The 17,176-nt window shown below is 46.0% G+C and carries 14 protein-coding genes; 9 read left to right on the top strand and 5 right to left on the bottom strand.

Annotated features, from left to right (window positions below; genetic code table 11):
• Positions 1-25 precede the first annotated feature (25 nt).
• Complete coding sequence (locus tag ATB78_RS19165) at positions 26-1,360, bottom strand: LysM peptidoglycan-binding domain-containing protein (RefSeq protein ID WP_061009911.1); 1,335 nt, start codon at positions 1,358-1,360, stop codon at positions 26-28.
• Between the two features lie 361 nt (positions 1,361-1,721).
• Positions 1,722-2,618, bottom strand: a complete 897-nt coding sequence (locus tag ATB78_RS19160; RefSeq protein ID WP_061009910.1) for a 1-aminocyclopropane-1-carboxylate deaminase/D-cysteine desulfhydrase — start codon at positions 2,616-2,618, stop codon at positions 1,722-1,724.
• A gap of 222 nt (positions 2,619-2,840) precedes the next feature.
• Here ATB78_RS19160 and ATB78_RS19155 point away from each other — a divergent pair, with 222 nt between their 5' ends.
• A complete protein-coding gene (locus ATB78_RS19155; protein ID WP_061009908.1) occupies positions 2,841-4,079 on the top strand; it encodes a leucine-rich repeat-containing protein kinase family protein in 1,239 nt (412 codons plus the stop codon).
• A gap of 96 nt (positions 4,080-4,175) precedes the next feature.
• On the opposite strand, the gene ATB78_RS19150 is transcribed toward ATB78_RS19155, so the two are convergent.
• Together ATB78_RS19150 and ATB78_RS19145 are read right to left on the bottom strand one after the other, a co-directional pair.
• A complete protein-coding gene (locus ATB78_RS19150) occupies positions 4,176-5,474 on the bottom strand; it encodes a HAMP domain-containing sensor histidine kinase (RefSeq protein ID WP_061009906.1) in 1,299 nt (432 codons plus the stop codon).
• The gene (locus ATB78_RS19145) at positions 5,471-6,148 is read right to left on the bottom strand and encodes a response regulator transcription factor (protein ID WP_061009904.1); all 678 of its coding nucleotides are present in this window, start codon (positions 6,146-6,148) and stop codon (positions 5,471-5,473) included. Before ATB78_RS19145 ends, ATB78_RS19150 begins: the two co-directional genes overlap by 4 nt.
• Positions 6,149-6,300: 152 nt before the next feature.
• Here ATB78_RS19145 and ATB78_RS19140 point away from each other — a divergent pair, with 152 nt between their 5' ends.
• From ATB78_RS19140 to ATB78_RS19105, 8 genes are all read left to right on the top strand, one after another.
• A complete protein-coding gene (locus ATB78_RS19140) occupies positions 6,301-7,341 on the top strand; it encodes a glycosyltransferase family 2 protein (protein WP_081096627.1) in 1,041 nt (346 codons plus the stop codon).
• A gap of 2 nt (positions 7,342-7,343) precedes the next feature.
• Positions 7,344-8,750: a glycosyltransferase family 39 protein gene (locus ATB78_RS19135; protein WP_061009903.1), complete on the top strand. Its 1,407-nt coding sequence runs from the start codon at positions 7,344-7,346 to the stop codon at positions 8,748-8,750.
• 4 nt (positions 8,751-8,754) lie between these two features.
• Entirely contained in the window at positions 8,755-9,177 is a 423-nt protein-coding gene (locus tag ATB78_RS19130; RefSeq protein WP_038895237.1) for a GtrA family protein, read from the top strand.
• 389 nt (positions 9,178-9,566) lie between these two features.
• Positions 9,567-11,663: a methyl-accepting chemotaxis protein gene (locus ATB78_RS19125; RefSeq protein WP_039842287.1), complete on the top strand. Its 2,097-nt coding sequence runs from the start codon at positions 9,567-9,569 to the stop codon at positions 11,661-11,663.
• A 552-nt stretch (positions 11,664-12,215) separates the two neighbouring features.
• Positions 12,216-12,884, top strand: coding sequence for a PAS domain-containing protein (locus ATB78_RS19120; RefSeq protein ID WP_061009901.1), 669 nt, complete (start codon positions 12,216-12,218; stop codon positions 12,882-12,884).
• Positions 12,885-12,908: 24 nt separating this feature from the next.
• On the top strand, positions 12,909-13,292 hold the full coding sequence (locus ATB78_RS19115; RefSeq protein ID WP_005434996.1) for a RidA family protein: 384 nt from the start codon (positions 12,909-12,911) through the stop codon (positions 13,290-13,292).
• 40 nt (positions 13,293-13,332) lie between these two features.
• Complete coding sequence (locus ATB78_RS19110) at positions 13,333-14,739, top strand: cation:dicarboxylase symporter family transporter (RefSeq protein ID WP_020197900.1); 1,407 nt, start codon at positions 13,333-13,335, stop codon at positions 14,737-14,739.
• Positions 14,740-14,815: 76 nt separating this feature from the next.
• A complete protein-coding gene (locus tag ATB78_RS19105; protein ID WP_061009896.1) occupies positions 14,816-16,138 on the top strand; it encodes a CoA-disulfide reductase in 1,323 nt (440 codons plus the stop codon).
• Positions 16,139-16,221: 83 nt separating this feature from the next.
• On the opposite strand, the gene ATB78_RS19100 is transcribed toward ATB78_RS19105, so the two are convergent.
• On the bottom strand, positions 16,222-17,175 hold the full coding sequence (locus ATB78_RS19100) for a hypothetical protein (protein WP_061009894.1): 954 nt from the start codon (positions 17,173-17,175) through the stop codon (positions 16,222-16,224).
• Position 17,176 lies beyond the last annotated feature (1 nt).

Raw genomic sequence — 17,176 nt, 5'->3', positions numbered from 1 at the left:
CTTGTCGATCAGCAAGCCATAAAAACTAGACCGAAGACAGGCTGGTTATGTGCGTCAACTGTATGTCGTCCTCGACGAAAGAAACGGCCACTCGTAATACGCGGCTTTCAATTTTTTGCACATTCAATACTGGCGTGTTTTGCGACAATCCTGCGTGATTAAATATATTGATCACTGAAGAGGGCTGCGTTAAGTCCGAATATTCTCCCCACACATCGCGTTTTGCGTACTTTCCCCAAACGTCTCCGAGCGGGTAGGCTTGGCCAACCGCAAAGGTGTCTTGAGGACATATTTGCTCAGCATTGGTCGCTTTTTGTGGTTGTTGAGCCGCACTAACATTTAATACATCACCAACTTTGAGTGCGATAGGATCGCTTTCATAGCTTGGATTAAGCTTGAGCAATGCTTTTGCAGACAACCCATATTGAGGTGCAATATCCGTCCATAGTTCCGGCGTCCCATCGTCGTTGGTACTGACTTTATGGGTCTTCGCTTTGCTTGTTTCGTTGTTCGATTGTGTCGCTGTATTTTCTCTTGGTAGCAAAGACTGTTTCACAATCGCTTTAAGCGCAGCGATATCAATGAGCGTGGCATTTTGCTCCAACCAAGTTGGGTTAATCTCGGCAAGCTCAACGTTGGTGAGCTTCTCTTGACGGTAGAAAATATGCTGGGGTGCGGCTTTCTTACCCTCAATTGCGACCGGTACCAGTACGGTGTTGAATGTTTTGGAGCTGGCCAGTATTTCTGTAATGCCATGGGCGTTGGAAGTGGTCATTTGCCAAGAAAACTTGTCGTTACCAAGAATCGCCATTTCATGCATTAACTTTCCATCATGGAAATAATAGTAAAAGCCTTGCGCTGCCCAACCCAGTAGACCTTTGGTCTCGACGGTGGGAATAAAAGGAATGAATTCAGCATTGGTATATTCACTGCCGATCGGTTTTGGCGTGACAGTGTATTTTTGTTGTAAGCCGACGTCTTGAAAAAGTTCGTGTAAAAGGGTTTTGTCTTCGGCTTCGAAACATTCTGCTGATAATACAGTACAGGGCGATGGTTGGGTTTTCTCTAATTTTCCCCAGCGTTTAATAAGCGGTTCTTTTGCCGTTTTTGCCAGAGAAAAAACACCCGGTCGAAGTGTATTTAAATCGTCTTTTGGCGCATGGATTTTAATTCGGCATTCGAATTCCGCCTCTGCCTGAGATTGATAGTCGTGGACTAACGAGCTGTAGCTTGCTGGTGCACTGTTCTGTGAACTGGATTGATTAGTTGTGTTCGAATGTTTGTTTGACGTAGTTGGCGTTGATTCGATAAGTGGCGAGTAGCCAGCTCCCCTCACACGTGTTGATGTTGGACGCTTCATTAATATCGCCTCTTGGATTTAATTGGTGATAGCTTAGCGGCAAATAAAAGAACGCACTATAGACAAAACAACCAATTCTTTTTGCTTAGTTACTAAATCTATAGTCAGAACGAAAGTCACGCAGGGTAAGGTATTTAGTGATAATAATGTTTATTAAAATGAGAGGATGATGCAATAAATAATATTAATGCGAAGGGTGGGTAGATATATTGATGGTTTATTTTAGGAAAGCGTGAAGCGCTAATTACTGGTTATTAATGACAAAAGCTTAATAACCAGCAGTTAAGAACTGACAGTTAACAGCCGATAGCCAATCATAACCATTAACCAGCGCCGTGATCTATTGGAAGAACCAATCAGCTTACTCAAACTCTCTTTGGTATCTCGGCAACATGGATTCATTGCCAAGCAACCCGCCTTGATGGATGTAAATCAACGTCTTATCTTCATTTTCTGCCAACCATGGTTGTAAGCATTGCCACATGTAAGGGTCATACAGTAGGTCGAATTCTAGGTTGGTTTGATCGTAAAGCGTATTCCACGTCTCGTAATCGCTTTGATATAAACGACCGAAATGATGCTTATCGCGTACCGACAAAATGGTTGGGTGATTGTCTGTTTCTAGCGTGTTGAATTGTTCAGTGAGGTATTGAGCATCACCGACACAAGCACAGGTAACAACCTCGATTCCGTGTGGCTTCAAATGTTTACTTAAGTAAAGCGCAGTGGTTCCGGTTCCTGATGGTAGTGCCACAACAAACTGTTTTTTGCCTTCAAGACGAGTCCAATCAAGCAGCTCGCGCGCTAATTGCTTTACTCCAGCTTCAGCAATCTTCGCTTTACCGCCTTCTGGAACCACCAAGGTCGTGTCGTCCAAGCCACGAACCTGTTCAATATATTCGATTGGATGCAAAGCGGATTCAATGTCCTGCATCGCCGTGATACTCATACCTAAATCAAGCGCACCACGATAGTTGCCGATAGGGGAGTCTTTAAGCCAAGACGGAATGTGTTGAACGTAGAACTCGAAATTCCAGCCTTTGATTTGCGCCAGAGCGGCAAGCGAGTACATTGCGTTGGATTGGGCAGAGCCATAACTGATTAGGGTTTTGATGTCGCTGTTCTGCGTTTCCATCAACGCCATAAACTTACGTGCTTTGTTCCCAGAAAAGTGAGAATGCAGCATGTCATCACGCTTAAGAAAAAACGTATGACCGTTGAAGTTGTGTTGAGTTATCGGGCTTTCAGAGAGTTTCATGCTACTGCTGACGTGTCCAACCACGCGACCTTGCCGTTAAAAAGGGCGCGTAGTGTAACGCCATTAAACCCAGATAAAAAGTCTGGGTTTCAGTACATCCATTTCGGTTATTCCTGATGTTTTGCCGCTTTGGTTTCAGGGGGTTCAATTCCACGGCTCGCCTTTCTGCTTCAAGCCACGTACACTACGCCGCTTATTTCAACTCAATCAGAAGGCTTGGTTTTGCAAACTCTAGAACAATTAAAAACAGGACAATTAGTAGGAACGAAACAACTGAAGTTGGCGGAAGGGCTAACTGAGTTTCCTATGGAAATCTTAGAGCTTGCAGAAACGCTTGAAGTGTTAGATTTATCTGGCAACGCACTGTCAGATTTACCACCAGAGCTGGAACAGCTGACCAAGCTAAAAATCATCTTTGCTTCCAACAACCAGTTCATTCATCTGCCAGAAGTCTTGGGTAAATTGCCAAACCTTGAGATGGTTGGGTTTAAAACCAACAAGATTAAAGTGGTGAGTGAAGCCTCACTACCAACTCAGTTACGTTGGTTGATTCTGACCGACAACGAGATTGAAGTTCTTCCAAACAGCCTAGGTGAAAGACCGCGCCTAAGAAAGCTTGCATTGGCGGGCAATCGCATCAAACAGCTGCCAAACAGTATGGAAAACTTGGTCAATTTAGAATTGATTCGTTTATCTGCGAACCAGTTAGAGCACTTCCCGGATTTGTTGATGAAGCTACCTAAATTGGCATGGTTTGCGTTCGCAGGTAACCCATTCTGCAAACACCCATCTTCGCTAGACAGCGTGCCGAAAGTGACGACAAACAGTTACTCACTTAACCATGTTCTTGGTCAAGGTGCGAGTGGTGTGATTTCTCATGCTAACTGGACTGACGCTCAATACGACTTCCCGAACGAAGTGGCGGTGAAAGTGGTCAAGGGGGAAGTGACCAGTGACGGCTACCCACATGATGAACTTGAAGCATGTTTACAAGCCGGGCATCACAACCACTTGGTGAAATCCATCGCGCAAGTAGACGATGGTAATGAGCTTGCTTTGGTGATGGAGCTGATCCCAAACAGCTACTACAACTTGGGTTTACCGCCGACGCTGGAAACTTGTACCCGAGATACATTCCCACAAGGGTTTACGCTGACGGTCGAGCAAGTGAATTCTATTGTGGAGCAGATGGTGGACGTGTTTAATCACCTTCACGACAACAAGGTGTGTCATGGCGATTTGTATGCGCACAATACTTTGGTGAATGACCAAGGTGAGATGATCTTCGGCGACTTTGGTGCGGCGAGCATTTACGGTTACTTATCGGACGAACAGCAAGCGGCAATCCGAACCATTGAATCGAGAGCGCTGAAGTACTTTATCGAAGATATGTTTTCTGTGTGTGAAGCGTCGGAATCGGCATCGCAAGCATTCAATCGACTAGCAGCACTTGCAGCATAAGATTTCATACAATCGAAATTAGAAAGAGGTATCGAATTGCTCGTTTGAGACTGAGCAAAAGTAGATACCTCTCAATTGAATTAGGCGCTGGGGAATTTACTCTGAGCAAGCCTCTTGATGCTCTGACGCAAGATCAATTACTGCCTCACAACCACCTTCTGGATGTGTACCAATCTTAAATTGCCAGCCATAGCGTTGGCACAAATCGTCCACAATCATCAAACCTAATCCGTGCCCATCAGAGTGCGGAATGGTCGAAAAGCCTTCACCTTCATCACGCACCGAGATGGTGTTCTCATCCATATTGATATGAATTGATCCCGATGGTGTCGCGGCGATGCCGTTGCGAATCAGGTTGCCAAGAATAATGGTCAACACGGCATTGGTCGCGCGCGTTCTTGGGTTGCCGTCGATCTGTACATCAAAGCTGAGTGCTTTCTCATCCGCCTGAGCTTGGCTTTGGAAGATGATTTGGTTGAGTTCTTCTTCGGTGATGCTGCGCACTGGTGAATCATCTGCATTACGCTCGTAACGTACTAAGCCGAGTAGGGCATCCACCATAGTCGACATCTGCTGCGTTGCATCCTGAATTCGGTTCACTTGGCGGGTCTGGAAATCCGTGTTCGCACTTCTCGCCAGTAAGCTGCTTGAGCCTTTCATCACGGTTAAGGGTGTGCGCAGTTCATGGCTTGCGTATCGTGCAAAGGCTTGCTCGCGCTTGATGACTTGGTTGATTTTGTGGCGGTATTCATTCAACTCATCCGCAAGAGTTTGGAACTCTTTGGCCGAGCCCTCAGGCACACTAAACGTCTGCGTGGCGTCGCCTTGGTGATGGTCGAGTTGGGTTTTTAGCGCATTGACGGGTTCAATCAAGCGTTGTGACAAGCGCAACAGCAGACTGCCAAACAGGAACACCAGCACGGCGACAATGGACAGCACCATAGCGACGACGAGAATGAATTCCTCTGAGGTGATCTCGATTTCATCAATCAAGGAAACCAGAATCACAGGATGCTCAACGCCTTTGTAGGTGTAGGTGCTCATGTAAACCATGCGCGAGTATTCACCGTCTTCTACTTCTTCAAGAAAGTGCTTTTGACCAATCAGGTATTTTTGGTAACGCTCGGTAACCAATGAGATGTCGTTGTAGGCGGTGGTGAGTAGGTCAAGTTGAATAATGCCTTGCTCTGGATGGGACTGGAAATATTCAATCGCTTCTTTTTTGTCGACCATAATACGACGCTCGCCCACGCGGTCTTCAGACCAAAGCAGGGAGCCGGTAATCAACAAAAAGCAGAAGATGCCAATCACGACCGACACCAAAGAGAAAAACAGAGCGAGCCGCCCTGTCATACTTTGTGTGCTTTGCGTGCTGGCAAGTAAGCGATTGATCATGCACCTGTCTCCAAGCGGAAGCCAACTTTCGGTACGGTGATTAACAAATGTTGTTCAAATGGCTTATCGAGTTGGTTACGCAGTTGGTAAATGTGGCTGCGCAGAACGTCGTTGTTCGGCTCGTTCTCTTGCCAAAGTTGGAAGGCGATTTCTTCACGTGTCACTACGTCTGGCGCGCTTTTCACAAGCATTTCCAGAATGGTGTAAGTGGTGGGGTTTAGCGCCAGCAGTTTATCTTGGCGGTAAGCTTTACGCGTTTTTTGGTCGATAGAGACTTCGCCATATTCCAACTTGCTCGACGCGACAGTGCCACGGTAACGGCGGATCAGCGCCATCATGCGTGCTTCAAGAATATCAAGATCGAAAGGCTTGGTCAGATAGTCATCCGCACCGTGTTGGAAGCCTTTGAGCATATCGTCGCGGCTATCGAGTGCAGTGAGCATAAGTACCGGTGTGTTGTTGCCCGAGTCGCGAAGTTTATTACACATGGTCAGGCCATCCATGCGTGGCAGCATGAGGTCGAGCAAGATGATGTCGAAGGTGTTTTCCATCGCCAGTTTCAGGCCGAGCTCGCCGTTGTCTGCATAATCGAGTTCCATACCTGCACACTCAAAATAATCGAACAGCATGCCTGCGATTTCTCGATTATCTTCGACTAAAAGTACGCGTTTCATGTATTTCTCTCCAAGTGGGCGGGTTTTCGAAAATAAGACTTCGTCTTAACCGAACATTATTCACTAAGAACGTGAAAAAGATGTCAACAACATCTCTTTCACATTGATGTTTGTAGACTAGATTCATTCATCGGATTTAGTGGAAGAGTAGCATGTCAACCTTCAACATTCACGCTGCAACCTTTTCAAAGGTGAGCCAACACACTGAGCCTAAAACAGTTTTGTCTGTTGTGGTGCCATTCTTTAACGAGCAAGAAGTCTTGCCTGAATTTCATCGTCGTTTAGCCGCCGTTTTGGATGAAATGCCAGAACGCTGCGAAATCGTCTATGTCGACGACGGCAGCAAAGACGACAGCTTAATGATCGCGCAAAACTTTTCTCAATCTTCTAGCGACGTTCGTTGTATTGCATTAAGCCGTAACTTCGGCAAAGAGTCCGCCATGAGTGCGGGTCTGGAACACTGCCAAGGTGAAGCGGTGATCGTGATTGATGCTGACTTGCAAGACCCGCCGGAGTTGATCCCGCAAATGGTATCAAAATGGCGTGAAGGGTATGACGTGGTGAATATGCAGCGCAGTGAACGCCACGGCGAAACCTGGTTCAAACGCTTCTCGGCCGCTTGCTTTTACAAAGTGCTTAATAGCATGGCGAAATTGGATGTGCCGGAGAACGTGGGCGATTTCCGTCTACTGAGCGCAAAAGTGGTTAAACACATCAATGCGCTGCCAGAGCGTAACCGATACATGAAAGGCATTTTTTCTTGGCCGGGTTTTAAGCAAGTGACGCTTCAGTTTGAGCGCGACGCTCGTTTTTGTGGTGAAACCAAATGGAACTATCTCAAGCTGATTGGCCTTGCAATGGACGGTATTACCTCGTTTTCCATTCGCCCATTGCGCTTAGCGACGCTTGCCGGTGCGTTAGTGGCGTTCAGTGCCTTTATCTATGGCGCATTCATCGTGATGAAAACCGTAGTGTTTGGTGAGCCTGTCACTGGCTACCCATCCATGATGGTCGTCCAACTTGCATTGGGCGGTGTGCAACTGCTGTCGATTGGCCTTTTGGGCGAATACATTGGCCGCATTTTTGTCGAGACCAAGCAACGTCCTCTTTATCTTGTTCAGTCTGTTTACGAGCAGCCTGCAAAACATCAATCCACCCAAACTATGAAGTTTAAACTGGGAGAAACTGCGTAATCATGAGTATTAATAAAACCCATCTGTGGTTGTTGTTGGCGTTTGCTCTTTTACTCCGTCTTATTTCACTTGCCGCTTACCCTTTGATGGATACCACAGAAGCCCGCTACGGCGAAATGGCGCGTTTAATGGTGGAAACCGGCAATTGGCTTACCCCACAGTTTGATTACGGCGTGCCTTTTTGGGGGAAGCCTCCTCTGTTCACGTGGATGAGTGCTTACGGCATTGAGCTGTTTGGATTGAATGAATTTGCAGTGCGCGCGCCGCATTGGTTAGCGGGTGTTGCGACGATTGTTTTTGTTGCTTTCATGGCGCATCGCGCAGGGTTTAATGCCGTAATAGCAGCGTTGGTGTTGGCAACGTGTGGCATCTTTTCCATTGCAGCGGGCGCTGTGATGACGGACATGGCACTGACGTTGGCAATGACCATGGCGATGGTTGGTTTTTACTATTGTTGGCTCGGCAAAGACAAACATAGCCGATTGTGGGGTTACCTTGGTTTCTTTGGCTTGGCTTGCGGGTTGTTAGCGAAAGGTCCAGTGGCGATCGTGATCATGGGCATCGCAGTGTTTCCTTGGCTTGTGATTCAGCATGGTTTCTTTGGTGCCTTCAAAGCCTTGTGGCAGCGTTTTCCAATTGTATCGGGTTTGGCGCTCATGCTGGCGATTGCTCTACCTTGGTACATCATGGCTGAAATAGCGACGCCTGGATTTATTGATTACTTCATTGTTGGCGAGCACTTTAAGCGTTTTGTTGTCAGCGGTTGGGAAGGGGATCTGTATGGCTCTGCTCATGATCAACCACGTGGGATGATCTGGGTATTCTGGCTGCAATCGGCAGCGCCTTGGTCAATCGTATTGCCTATCTTGGCGTGGAAACGTCGTAAGGCACTCAAAGCCATTGAAACCGATCATCAAGGTCTATTTAGCTTCCTGATGTGTTGGCTGATTTCCCCAATGATCTTGTTCACCATGGCTGGGAATATTTTGCCTGCTTATGTACTGCCGGGTGTGCCTGCGTTGGGTATTTTGATTGCGATGCTGGTGGATAAACACGATTTCAAATGGTTGACCGGAACGGCGGCGGTGTTACCAGCTTTGCTTATGATTGCTATGTTGGTTTTGAATATGGGCAAAGCAGACAGTCGCAGCGACCGCGTGATCTTTGCGCAAATTAATGACAACGCTCCGGTCTTTTATATTGGTAAGCGTCCGTTCTCAGGTCAATTCTATAGCCATGGTCAGGCGAAAAAGCTTGAAGATAAGAATGATTTGAACAACTTGAAGAAGTTCCACCTGATTGGTAAATCGCAGCAAGTGGATAGCATGATTCATGAAAATGCGTTGAGTTGTACCAACGAGTTCACAGCAAAATCGAAACGTTCACTCTACACCTGTGTGGTTGGATAACGGAATGCGCAAATTACCAAAATTTGCTTCGCTGGAAAGGTTTGCTTCGTTAACAAGGTTTGCTCTAGTAGGTGGTGTCGGCTTTATGGTCGACACCCTTATCTTTTCTGTGTTGTTCCATTGGTTTGGTCTGGAGCTGATGCTGGCTCGTGGGATAGCATTTTTGTTTGCAGCAACTACGACTTGGCTTGGCAATCGCTGGCTGACTTTCTCTCAAGCAGAAAAAACCAACCCTTTCGCTCAATGGCAAAAATTTATGGCGAGTGCTTGTATCAGTGCTTTGCCGAACTTTATTGTGTTCAAAGGCGTAACGCTCTCGTTAGGAACGCAAGGAGTGATGGTCTATTTGGCTTTGATCTTAGGCATATTGGCAGGCATGGTGAGCAATTATTTGCTCAGTGCAAAATGGGTGTTTCGCCAAGGGTAAGTAGGATGAGTTGTCGAGAGTGACGATAATTCCATTTAAAACAGGGGGATGGATGAAATTTTAGTGTGACCTATATCACGTATTGAGTAATCTGTCTCTTTCTATCCATGCGCTCTGATATCTCTCTATTTTCATATAAAAACCATTTTATTATTAAGGGTTAAGTTCTATAAATACAAGAGCTTAGGCTTTCTTCTGATGCACTTTATTTATTGTGCGGCTCATGCTTAGAAAATATAAAACCGCTCTCCGCCGTAACTCTGTTAATAATGTAGATCTTTCTGTTCTCTTTCTGTTCATATTTTGGCGTCTTCTATTCACTTCTGTTGTTTAAAATCCACGAAATTTCAAAAGCTAACGCCAATTTATCATCAGTCATAGAGGCTAATATGTTTAACAGTATACGTACGCGAATTGCAGTGAGTGCGGGTGGAGCAATGGCTTTCACTTTGTTGATTGCAATGGGCATGACCACCAACGCTTTCACGGATGTGAACAAGCAAATTAACGAAAAAGTGAAAGCGCAATTGACCGATGCGACCAACACAGATCTGCAAAATACTGCGATTCAGCAAGGTTTGAATATCGCTAACCAGCTTGATCCTGTTTTGGCAAACCTAAAGCAAGCGCGCTCTATTATTGAGTTAAGCGCAGAACGTAACGCAAGCGCAGACCTTATTGTTAAACAGTTTACTGCCGCGCTAGAGGCTCAGAATAAAGCCGTATTTGCTGGCTACATGGTTTGGCAAGATAAAACATGGCCACAGCAAGTGACGTTCAACGCAGAAGATGGGTTTAACAGCCAAGGTTATCTTGCGCCGTTTTTCTCGCCGAACGAGCACGATAGTTTTGATGCGGTCGCCATGGAAAGCTTCAGCAATACAGAACTCAACAGCAATGGCGAGCGCAAAGATGATTGGCACCTTATGCCTTACGAAACGGGCAAGACGTTTGTCATGGAGCCTTACTTCTATCCAGTAAGAGGCAAACAAGAGCTGATCACGACCATCAGCCAACCCATTAAGCAGGATGGCAAAATCATCGGTTCTTTGGGCTTCGATTTGTCGCTGCATGAGCTGCAAAGCCAGAGTGAACGTTTTGCGCATAACTTGTTTGATGGCGAAGGCAAAATCCTTATCACGTCTTGGAAAGGCATTACGCTCGCGAACAGCCGTGCTGCCGATATGGTTGGTAAGAAAGTATCGTCTGAGCTTGCTGCAGAATGGTCAAACATTCAGTCTATTGCAAAACGTGATGGCGCAGGTTTGGTGACTTTTGGTGGTGATGAATACGCGATCACGGCTATCGATACGAGTGATGCACCGTGGGTAGTCATGGTGTCGGTTCCCAGCAACCACCTTACAAAAAGCGTCGACGACTACCAACAATGGAGTGATGACCAGAATTCAGAAGCGCTTGAAAAAGGTATCTGGGCGGGGATCATCGCTGCTCTTCTAGGCATTGCTGCAATGGCATTTATTGCAAGCTCGCTTGGTAAAGTTCTGAACAACTTGGTTGAACGTTTCAAAGACGCTGCACAAGGTGAGGGTGATCTGACTTACCGTATTGAAGTGAAAGGCAAAGATGAAACCGCGCAACTGGCGCATTGGTTCAACACCTTCTTATCACGTATGCAAGAGATGCTGCTGACTGTGATGGCAACGGCAGATCAAGTCGATAAGAACGCCACAGAAGGCCAAACACGTGCTGCGGCTTCTCGTGACCAATTGAATGCTCAAGTAAATGAGGTGAACTCGCTAGCAACCGCAATCAATGAAATGAGTGCCACAGCGCAAGAGGTCGCGAACTCAGCGGTTCAAGCGGCAGCAGCTGCAAGCCAAGTACAAAGCAACAGCTTGAACGGCATGACACGCATGGATAATGCTGCAAATGCGGTAGATAGCTTGGCAATGCAAGTGAACGATGCGCAGCAACAAACACAGAACTTGGTCGATTCCAGCACGGCGATTCAAGGCATTCTGAGCGAGATCGGTGGCATTGCAGAACAAACCAATCTATTGGCTCTTAACGCTGCAATTGAAGCGGCTCGCGCAGGTGAGGCAGGCCGAGGCTTTGCAGTCGTTGCCGATGAAGTTCGTAATCTGGCAAATCGTACTCAAGGTTCGACAGAAGAAATCCGCGCTATGCTGGCTCGACTAGAGCAAGAGACGCAATCTATCGTAGTGCTGATGGAGCAAAGCCAAAAACAAGCCATCGATACTAAGGGCGAGACTCAAGCAGCGCATTTGGCTCTGTCTGAAATCAACCAAGCGATTGAAGTCATCAATGACATGAACAACCAAATTGCTTCGGCAGCAGAAGAGCAAAGCTCAGTATCGGAAGAGATTAACCGTAACGTCGTGATCATCAACGACACGGCGGTAGAGGTGATGGATACGATGACTTCTTCAGTTGAAATTAGTAATGAGTTGACGGTAAAAGCCAGCGATCTTCACGGCGAGCTGAGTAAGTTCAAGCTGTCTTAATCGTCTCTTTTATTGAGTCTCCCTTACAAGCCGAGTGCATTATGCGCTCGGCTTTTTTGTTCGTGCCAATAACACTAACCCAAGGTATTCAATTCAACTTTTTCTTCTTTCGTTGCGTCTTTTTGAAAATGACTTCGTCTTATAGGCATGGAACGGAATTAAGTGATGTGTGCATGGTGATGTTTTATTCATCTAATGTCTTTTTGAGAGCGCTGTAATTGCCGTCGATTTTATAAATCAAGTTGCGCTTCAAATTGATTATTACCGTATGCGGTTTTTACTGGGTTTTGGAACTTGTTCTAGATCATTAAAGTGTTCAAAAACGCAATCTTTGATTTTAAATATTTAAACTTTGATGTGGTTTAAGGAATTAAACCTGACTCATATGTTTTTGGTGATCTTGTTCAACTATTGTGCGTGATTTCGATCAATTCTTCGTAATTTGTCGGTGTTTTAAGCGCATTTTTTAGGTTTACAGAAGTTTACTCTGTATTGCTGAACTCACCCGAAAGGAGTAGTTTGCAGTCATTGAGTTCAAAAATGTAAACCGAAATGATGAGTGTAAAGCAAGTTCGATTCACCGACGAAGACAGAGAATGTTTAAGCAACTACTTTCGTTTAGCAGACACGATTGCCGATTTGATCGGACCGTACTGTGAAGTGGTTATTCATTCATTTGAAAGCCTAGAAAATTCAGTCGTGAAGATCGTGAATGGTCATCATACCGGGCGTGAAATTGGCTCGCCAATCACCGATTTGGGCTTACGTATGTGGAGCACATTCGAGAAAACGGGCGAAGTTTCTCCGAAGAGCTATTTCACCAATGCTGCCGACGGCTCGCTACTGAAATCGACCACGTGCATTTTGGCTGGCCCAGAGCAAAAGCCAATTGGCATGCTGTGCATCAACATGAACTTATCTTTCCCATTCCCAGAAATCGTCAAGACGCTGATGCCACAGTGTCACGTATCGCAAACCTTGGTCAGTGAAACCTTCAGCAATAACGCGAATGATGTCATTAAGCAGGCATTGAGCGCTGCTATGAAAGAGGTGGATCAAGACGAGACGGTTTCCGTAAAAGGTCGTAACAAAGCCATCATTCGTTGTTTGTTTGATAACGGTGTATTTGAGCTAAAAGAGACGACCACACAAGTATCAGAGCAACTTGGGATCAGCCGTCAGGCGGTTTACAAGTTTATCCGTGAATTTAAATCAGAATAAAACTAATAACTTAGGAGTTATATCGTGAAACAGATCATTGCCACTGAACAAGCACCTGCCGCTATCGGTCCTTACTCTCAAGGTACATCTTACGGCGACATGGTTTACACATCAGGCCAACTACCACTGGTTCCAGAAACCATGCAGTTTGTTGAAGGCGGCATCAAAGAGCAAGCTCGTCAGTCTCTAGAAAACTTAAAAGCGGTTCTAGAAGCAAGCGGTGCGGGTCTAGACACAGTATTGAAGACGACATGCTTCCTATCAGACATGGAAAACTTCGCCGCATTTAACGAAGTGTACACAGAGGTATTTGGTACAGAAAACGCACCAGCTCGCTCTTGCGTTGAAGCAGCAAGACTACCAAAAGACGCATTGGTTGAAGTTGAAGCCATTGCATACAAAAAGTAACCGATTTTCGGACATAAATGGGTATCAATAGGAGATTCTCATGAGCGTTTCATTTATTGGATTGAGCATCCTGTTCTTTGGGTTCTACGCATTACTTGCGAACTTCAAAAAACAAAAGAAAAGCTTTAACTTCCGCGTACTGAGTGCGCTTGCTGCTGGCCTGTTATTCGGCGGTGCAATTCAGCTCGTATTCGGTGTAGGCAACGTTGCAACGGCAGGTTTTGCTGAACTGATTTCTGTATTCGGTAAAGGCTACATCAAGCTTCTACAAATGATAGTAATCCCACTAGTATTTGTGGCGATGATCTCTTCGATCATGAACGTAGAAGGCGGTGGTGCACTATCGCGCATCGCACCAAAAATCATCGGTATTCTACTTTTCACTTGTGCAATCTCTGCGGCAGTGGGCATCGCAAGTATTTACCTATTCGGTATCGATGCTAACGCGCTAGTCAGCACTATCGGCACTAACAGCGCTATCGAAGCACGTGGTGACTCTCTGATTGCAACACAAGATGCGATGGCGAGTAGCGGTCTGTCAGGTATGGCACTGTCTATAATCCCAACCAACATCTTTGACATGCTAACGGGCTCTCAACGTACGTCGACGCTATCAACGGTATTGTTCGGTATGTTCCTTGGTTACTGTATCCTGCAAGTGAAAAACCGTAAGCCTGAGAAAGTGCAAAACTTCGTTGATTTCATCAACTCTGCAAAAGAAGTCGTACTTTCAATGGTACGTGAGATTCTGAAGCTGACGCCTTACGGTGTATTCGCTCTGATGACCACGTTCATGATGACAAACGATTTGTTCGCACTAGCAGAAATGGGTCGCTTCCTACTAGCAAGCTACGTGGCAATCGGTGTAATGTTCGCTATCCACTTCGTGATGGTGTCTATGTTCGGTCTGTCTCCTGCGAAGTTCATGAAGAAAATCTGGCCAGTGCTAGTATTTGGCTTCGGTTCTCGCTCCAGCATGGCGGCAATCCCACTAAACGTTGAAACTCAAACTCAACGTCTAGGTGTGGACGAAGAAACAGCAAACATGTCAGCAACATTCGGTACCAGTATCGGTCAGAACGGTTGTGCGGGTATCTACCCAGCAATGCTAGCTATCATGGCGGCACAAGTAATGGGCATGCCAGTTGACCTAGGCTTCATCCTACAACTGATTGCTGTCATCGCGATTGCTTCATTCGGTATCGCAGGTGTTGGTGGCGGTGCAACGTTCGCAGCAGTAGCGGTACTAACGATCATGGGTCTAGACATTACGGTTGTGGCGATTCTGGTTTCTATCGAAGCGCTTATCGACATGGCTCGTACCGCGCTTAACATCTCTGGCTCAATGTTGTCAGGTGTACTAACCGCGAAGAAGAATGGCTCACTAAACACTGAGCAATACAATGCTGACGTTACTGCAACAGTAACAAAAGAAGCAGCAGTGTAATTTCCAAACTTAATAAAGAGCACCCAACGCGGGTGCTCTCCGTTTTTCCTGAGTTCAGGTTATTTAGGTAATAAATATGAAAGTTGTTGTCGTAGGCGGTAGCGCTGCAGGTATGAGTTTCGCAGCGAAATACAAACGTAATCAGCCATCAGATGAAGTGATTGTGCTGGATAAGCGCGATTACATCTCGTTCGGTGCGTGTGGTTTACCTTACTTTGCTGGTGGTATGTTTGATGACACTGAGCGCATGATTTCTCGTACGCCAGAACAAGCGATTAAATCTGGTTTAGACGTGCGCATTGAAACTGAAATGGTGGCACTAGACCGCACTGAAAAGCAGATTAAAGTTCGTCACCAAGGTGAAGAAAGCACTATCGATTACGATATGTTGGTGATTGCCACGGGCGCGCGTCCAATCGTGCCATCGTTTGGCGAGTTCAACCCAGAGCACGTATACACGCTAACCAGCATGGAAGATGGCTTGGCAGTAAAAGAAGCGCTTAAGGACAGCAACAAACAACGCGTTTGTGTTATCGGCGGCGGCTTTATCGGCCTAGAAGTGTTCGATGCAGCGCACCTACTAGGTAAACACGTCACCATCATTGAGCGCGAACAGCACGTGATGAGCCGTCAGTTCAGCCCTGAAATGATTGAAGTGGTAGAAGGCGCGATTCGTGAATCTGGCGCTGAGCTTAAAACCGGTTGCAGCGTATCAGCCATTCGCGACGCAGAGCAGGGCGGTTACATCGTAGAAACCGACAACGGCAATGTTGAAGCAGACGTTGTGATCATGTCACTTGGCTTTAAACCAAACTCAGAAGCGTTCGAGTTACCAAAAGCAGCGAACGGCGCATTGTTAGTGGATGAGTTTGGCGCAACAGAAGATGCACACATTTACGCTGCTGGCGACTGTGCAGTGGTTCACCACATGGCGCTAGGCAAATCAGTGTATGTTCCACTGGCAACCACAGCGAACAAGCAAGCGCGCATGATGGCTGACAAACTTGCTGGCAAAGACACTTACATGAGTGGTTTCTTGGGCTCGTCTTGCTTGAAAGTGTTAGATTACGAACTGGCATGTACAGGCGTATCGGAACTTCTAGCTAAAGAACACGGTTTGGAAGTGAAGGTTTCAACCATTTCAGATAAGAACCAAACCGACTACTACCCAGGCCAAGAAGACATTAAAGTGAAGCTGGTTTACCACCCAGAAACCAATGCGCTGCTTGGTGGCGAAATCGTTGGCAAGAAAGGCGCAGTAGGCCGAATCAACGCGCTAGCCGTTGCTATCACTGCGAAGATGACCACACAGCAACTAGGCTACATGGACTTCTGCTACGCACCACCATTTGCACGTACTTGGGATGCTCTAAACGTTGCGGGTAACGTAGCGAAATAGATTAGTAACCCAAGGTAAAATTCAGACAAAACAAAAGGGCTCCAGAGTTATCTCTGTAGCCCTTTCTTAATGCTTGCAGTGAACTATGAAGCGGGAGTAGCTTGCTGTTCACCAGCTGCTTTTAAGCGTTCGATTTCTGATCCCGTTTGCCATTTTCCGTTGTAGAGGTATTTACATTCTGGGAGTGGCGCTTTCGAATCCCTTAAATCAAACACTTCATTGGTAGGGTATTCTCGATAACAAGCAGGGGTCGTAAAAAGTCTAGGTTCAGGCTTCGCTTCAAACAGCTTTTTATGATCATTGACCTCTTTACAATCCAGTTTGTAGATATTTGAAAGTTGCGTGACCATGGATTCTAAGTCCGCTTCATTTTTAAAGAAAATGTAACTATAGAATCGCCCCTGTGAGCGAAAAGTAATCTCCTGAGCAGTATCTTGGTATTCGCACCTGTCATACTTAAAAAAGAACTTAATTACTTTTCTTTTCTTATTGTAATCAGCAAAGAGCCAACCTTCTCGCTCTCCAACCCTCACTTCTGTTGTTTCATCAGGCTTGCGTTTTAACATACCAAATGAAAGCAAAATAAAGGCACCTGCTCCCGTTAATGCCATCGGACCAACCAGTGCTACCATCACCACACACACCACAGCGCCAATCCAGCCAACAGCTTGCGTAGCCGTATTTACCCATTTAGGCATATTGCGACGTTTTTTCATCACAAAGCCTTTGTCTGAAAAAATGTAGTCATAGCGATAATCGAGGCCGATCGTAAGGTAAAAGATTCCAGCCATCATCGCTGACAAGATAAGACCGAAAAAGGTTACGACGAGCGTATCACTTGAGTGTGTCAAAAATACTATCACAAATAGGAAGCTCATAAATGGTAAAGCCGTTAACTTGTAATGGTAGCGAAATGGCTCTTCTACATCATACTTATGCCATGTTGTTAAATTGTCCCCTGTGAGAATCTCTTGCTCTTGCGCTTCTTGATAAACCGCCAATTCTTCTGGGGTGATATAAAACGGTGAATATGCCAAG

Origin of the sequence: Vibrio sp. CUB2 (assembly GCF_001557945.1) — a bacterium.
Taxonomy (GTDB): domain Bacteria; phylum Pseudomonadota; class Gammaproteobacteria; order Enterobacterales; family Vibrionaceae; genus Vibrio; species Vibrio owensii.
This window is presented reverse-complemented; position numbering and strand designations above follow the sequence as displayed.